The sequence below is a fragment of the Streptomyces sp. genome, assembly GCF_019510245.1.
GTDB lineage: Bacteria > Actinomycetota > Actinomycetes > Streptomycetales > Streptomycetaceae > Streptomyces.
Window position 1 is genome coordinate 1 of record NZ_JAEKKT010000358.1, and the last position, 4,522, is coordinate 4,522.

Genomic DNA, 4,522 nt, shown 5'->3' on the forward strand with positions numbered 1-4,522 from the left:
TGTGGGTCGCCGTGCCGAAGAACTCCAGGCTCTCCAGCTCCCCGCGGGAGGGCGTGTCGGTGACGTCCACCACCACATCGGCGCCGCGCATGGCCTCGTCGAGGCCCTTGCCGGTCGTGACGTCGACGCCCTCACCGCGTGACAGGCGCACGACCTCCACACCGTGGTTCCGAAGTCTGGCGACCGTCCTGGAACCGATCAGACCGGTGGCTCCTGCTACAACGACTCGCATTCCCGGGCCCCTTTCCGTCGAGGGGTCGGTGACCCCGCTGATGCCTTCGTGAGGCGGCGGTGATGTCGGTCCCTCACAACATCTAGGACAGGACTCAAACCAATGTTGTGACACCGGTGTGGCCGTGAGTGTCACAGATCCGTCCGGAGCCCGGTCATCACTGGAGAAGGCCATGGCAGCCATGGCCCGGTGAACCCAGGCGGATCCAAGGGAGGCTGACACATGTCGGACAAGGACTCAGCGCAGGAGACCGGAGCGCGGACCGAGTCGGAAGGATGGAAGACGGCGGCGACGATGCTGCAGGACACCGATCCGCTCACGGTCGCGGAAGGCGCGTCAGGGATGACCATCTTCGTCGAGTGGGAGCCCGGGGACCCGGGAACCCCGCCGCACCGCCACCCAGGACCGGCATTCGGCTACGTCCTCGAGGGCGCCGTCCGCTTCGAACTCGAGGGTGAGCCGGAGCGTGTGATCGAGGCGGGCGGGACGTTCTGGGAACCGGGTGGCGACGCGATCCACTACCAGGACGGCAACGCGCTGTCCGACGCGCGCACCCGGTTCGTCGTGACCATGCTGTGCGCGCCGGGCAAGCCCATGGTGCAACTGGTCGAGAAGGAGGAACTGGCCCAGCGGGCCCACCTCCGCGCCCCACGGCCCACCGACTGACCGTGCACTGCCCGCCCCGTACAAGGCGGTTACGAAGGGACCCGTCCGCTCCGTGGGAGGGCCTGGTGAGGCATGGGCGCCGCTGATGCCGTGCGCGGCATGCTGACAGCGCTGTTCGCGGCCGCGGCCGTTTACACGTTGCGGCAGGCCGTGCTGACACGGGGCTCCGGATGGCGCGGCCGAGGCGACAGTCTCCTGCACACCGTCATGGCGTCGGCCATGGCTGTGATGCCGTGGCACCTGATCGACGATGGGCCGCCACCGGGACGGACGGCCTTCTTCTTCGCCGCCGCGGCATTGTGGTTCCCGTTGACCGCGGTCCTCGGCCTCCGTGGCCCCAGATTGTCCGGCCTCGTACACAGGTCGCCCCACGCGGTCGGCATGCTCGCCATGGCATGGATGCCGGTGCGGCACGGCGGCGTCACGGACGCGCACACCGGCGAAATGGTCACCGGCGTACTGACGCTCTGTCTGCTGGCCTACGCTCTGCGGTCGCTGACCCGGGACATGCCGGCGCTGCTCGGAACTCCGGGCAGCGCGGGCATGTCCACCGACCTCGGTGGTCCCTGCGACCGCTTCTGGCAGGGATCGACGGCCCTGGGCACGGCCGTCATGCTGCTCAGCCACCACTGACACCGGGCTTCGGGATGTGCGCGATGTCGGTGACCAACGGTGTCATACATCTTGTGGCAGCCCGGTCCTGATGGGAGAAGTCCGACTCGGTGTCCGTGGCGAGAAAGGTGAACCATGAGGGGAAACCCCACCGCAGTGGGTCTGCACACCCTTCCCCGTCCCGTGGCCGTGGTGGTGGGCGCCGGTGGCGTGCTCGGAGCGGCGCACATCGGTGTCGGCTACGCGCTGGAGCGCCACGGATTCGCCCCGGACATGATCATCGGGACCTCGGTGGGTGCCCTCAACGGGGCCATCGCGGCCGCCCACCCCCAACGGGCCGCACCGTGGCTGGACCATGTGTGGACCCAATTGCGACGCCGCGACGTGTATCCACTCGGCTACCTGTCCTCACGGAGCAGCGTCTTCACCGATCGCGGCCTGCGCCGGCTGATCGCCCGGGCCGGGCTGCCCTCGCGGATCGAGGAACTGGCGGTCCCGTTCACCGCGGTGGCCACGGATCTGGTCACCGGTGCTCCGGTGCTGCTCGACCGGGGGGACCTGGAGTCCGCGCTGCTGGCCAGCGCAGCCATTCCCGGGATGCTGCCTCCGGTGGATCGTGCCGGGCGAACCCTCGTCGACGGCGGGCTGATCGCCTATGTCCCGGTACTGGCGGCCCTACAGGCCGGGGCGGCCAGCGTGGTCGTGGTGGCGACCGGGCCGGAGAGCTCGCCGTTGCGCCCCACCATTCCGCGCCGACGTGCCAGTGCGATCGCCGCCAGGGCCGGGCTGCTGCTGTTGCACCATCAGATCGAGCGGGACCTGCGCGAGGTGTCCCGGTACATCCCGACCGTCGTGCTGCCGACCGGCATCGAAGCCTGGCCCGCACCGTGGGACTTCGGCCAGTCCCAACGGCTGATCAGCACCGCGTGCCGCACAGCCGAGCAATTTTTGGACGGGCTGCGCATCAGCGGGCCGGGGCTGTATCGGGCCGACGACTCCTCGGCGGCACCGCGCGGCCCGGACGAAACAACAATTTCTTCGACAGCGGAGGTCGGCCTGTGAGCACCATCGCGTTCCTCGGTATCGGCATGCACGGCCACGTCAACCCGACGCTGCCGATCGTGGCCGAGCTGGTCCGGCGCGGCCACACCGTCACGTATCACACCTCGCCCGCGTTCCGAGAGGAGATCGAGGCGACCGGCGCGAGCGTGTACCTGTACCCCGGGGGCGACCAGCCGCTCCCCGATCCGCCGACACCGGTCTCGTGGATGGAGTCACTCGCGAGCACGGCCGTCGACTTGCTGCCCGCCGTGCTCACCGACCTGCGCCGCGAGCGACCCGATCTGATCGTCCACGACAGCGCCTGTCTGTGGGGAGCTGTGGCCGCCCGCGAACTCGGGGTGCCGGCAGCCTCCTCGTTCACCACGTTCGCCCTGAACCGGCATGTCCCCAGCCCCACCCGTGGCTCCCTGGACCTGCTGTCGGCGGCGACGGCTCAACCCCGCAGTGTCCGGGGCTACCTGCGATCCCGCTGGGCACTGCACCGCCGCTTCGACGCGCGTGGGCTGCCCCTGCTCGACGTGGCGAACGTCCGCCAGCCGCTCAACCTGGTCTACACCTCGCGGACGTTCCAGCCTGCCGTCGAGAGCTTCGACCAGTCCTACCGGTTCGTCGGCCCGTGCATCGGCGCCCGGCCGGCCGACCCGTCGTTCCCGGCCGACCAACTGCGGGACCCGGTGCTGTTCGCCTCACTGGGCACGGTGTTCAACGCCGACCCCCAGTTGCTGCGCAGCCTGGCCACCGAGCTCGCCCCGCTGGGCGGCACCGTGATCGTCTCCACCGGGCAGACCGACCCGGAGGCACTGGGGCCGTTGCCGGCCAACGTGCTCGCCCGCCGCTTCGTGCCGCAACCGGAGGTGCTGGCCCGTGCGGCGCTGTTCGTCACCCATGGCGGGATGAACAGCGTCAACGAGGCCATGTACGCCGGGGTTCCACTGCTGGTGGTCCCTCAGGGTGCCGATCAGCCGATGGTGGCCCGGCGTGTCGTCGAGCTCGGCGCCGGCCTGTCGATCCGTACCCAGGACGTCGCCAGGGGCTCGGTGAACATCCTCGCCGAGTTGTTGCTCCACGATCCCCGGTTCCGGGCAGCCGCGCGTACCCTGCGGATCGCCCAGCGCGAAGCGGGGGGATATCGGCGCGCCGCCGACGAACTCGAGCGGTACCTGCATACCACCGGCTCGGCCGGTCAGTCGTCTCCGCCGGTCCGGCACAGCGAGGTCGAGTGATGTCCCCCGCCGTCGTTGTCCTGCTGGTGTTCGCCGGGCTGTCGGAGGCCGCCGGGCGCATCCTGCCTCTCGTAGCGCGCCGGCCTGGTATGCCGCGGACTCTCGTGGCCGCGTTGCTGCTGCCCGCCGGCCTGGTCGAGGGTTTGGTGTTCGCCCTGTGGCCGCTGAGCGCGTGGACCATGGCCGAGTTGGTGGTGTCCTCTCCGTCGCCAGGAACCGGCCTGGCATGGACACCAGGCGTGGTCGCCCCGCTGGTGCTCGCCGCCGTCCTCGCCTTTCCGTTGCTCGGCCCTCTGCTCCATCTGGTGCTATTTGTGGGGGTCGGGACCGGTCTGGTCGGTCCGCTCGCCGCGGCAAGCGGGCTGGACTGGTGGAGCGCCGCCGGTTGCGTCGCCGTCGCCGGGACAGGTCTCGCTCTCGCAGTAGAGACCGTCCGGCGTCTTGTCGTGAGGATCAGCGCCACCAGCGCAGAAGAGTCGATCGCATGAACGACTTCTTGCTCTGGGCCTGTGTGGTCGGGCCTGCCCTGCTGGCCGAAGCCCTGCTGGCCCGCTACGAGGTTCTGGCCTACGGTGCCGGCTGGCGGGCCCCTGTCACCGAGCTCCCGGAAGGCGTCCCCTACGCCCGGGGTGCGGCCCCCGACAGTCCCCCGGGTGCCTACCTGGTCTACCTCGACGGCATCGGCAAACGCCGCGTCCGTGACAGCCGGGACGGCGGCCAGCTGGTC

The 4,522-nt window shown here is 70.1% G+C and carries 6 protein-coding genes and 1 pseudogene; 6 read left to right on the top strand and 1 reads right to left on the bottom strand.

Annotated elements, in window-relative coordinates; genetic code table 11:
- Positions 1–415 (bottom strand): NAD-dependent epimerase/dehydratase family protein (locus tag JF597_RS55925; protein WP_366916575.1); only part of this gene is annotated, 415 nt, incomplete at its 3' end.
- Between the two features lie 111 nt (positions 416–526).
- Here JF597_RS55925 and JF597_RS51450 point away from each other — a divergent pair.
- The 6 genes and pseudogenes from JF597_RS51450 to JF597_RS51475 form a co-directional block, all read left to right on the top strand.
- Positions 527–898: a cupin domain-containing protein gene (locus tag JF597_RS51450; RefSeq protein ID WP_256122861.1), complete on the top strand. Its 372-nt coding sequence runs from the start codon at positions 527–529 to the stop codon at positions 896–898.
- Positions 899–970: 72 nt separating this feature from the next.
- The gene (locus JF597_RS51455; RefSeq protein WP_069762071.1) at positions 971–1,531 is read left to right on the top strand and encodes a DUF5134 domain-containing protein; all 561 of its coding nucleotides are present in this window, start codon (positions 971–973) and stop codon (positions 1,529–1,531) included.
- Between the two features lie 114 nt (positions 1,532–1,645).
- Positions 1,646–2,572, top strand: a complete 927-nt coding sequence (locus JF597_RS51460; protein WP_294013513.1) for a patatin-like phospholipase family protein — start codon at positions 1,646–1,648, stop codon at positions 2,570–2,572.
- Positions 2,569–3,795 (top strand): macrolide family glycosyltransferase, encoded by a 1,227-nt coding sequence (locus JF597_RS51465; protein ID WP_294013516.1) that lies wholly within the window; start codon positions 2,569–2,571, stop codon positions 3,793–3,795. Before JF597_RS51460 ends, JF597_RS51465 begins: the two co-directional genes overlap by 4 nt.
- On the top strand, positions 3,795–4,283 hold the full coding sequence (locus JF597_RS51470; protein ID WP_069762270.1) for a hypothetical protein: 489 nt from the start codon (positions 3,795–3,797) through the stop codon (positions 4,281–4,283). Before JF597_RS51465 ends, JF597_RS51470 begins: the two co-directional genes overlap by 1 nt.
- Positions 4,280–4,522: pseudogene (locus JF597_RS51475) on the top strand (hypothetical protein); the annotation flags it as partial. The gene JF597_RS51470 and the pseudogene JF597_RS51475, both read left to right, overlap by 4 nt.

Bases quoted from the DNA above. Each gene is read 5' to 3' on its own strand.
- JF597_RS51470 (WP_069762270.1), top strand. From the start codon at position 3,795: ATGTCCCCCGCCGTCGTTGTCCTGCTGGTGTTCGCCGGGCTGTCGGAG.
- JF597_RS51455 (WP_069762071.1), top strand. From the start codon at position 971: ATGGGCGCCGCTGATGCCGTGCGCGGCATGCTGACAGCGCTGTTCGCG.
- JF597_RS51450 (WP_256122861.1), top strand. From the start codon at position 527: ATGCTGCAGGACACCGATCCGCTCACGGTCGCGGAAGGCGCGTCAGGG.
- JF597_RS51460 (WP_294013513.1), top strand. From the start codon at position 1,646: ATGAGGGGAAACCCCACCGCAGTGGGTCTGCACACCCTTCCCCGTCCC.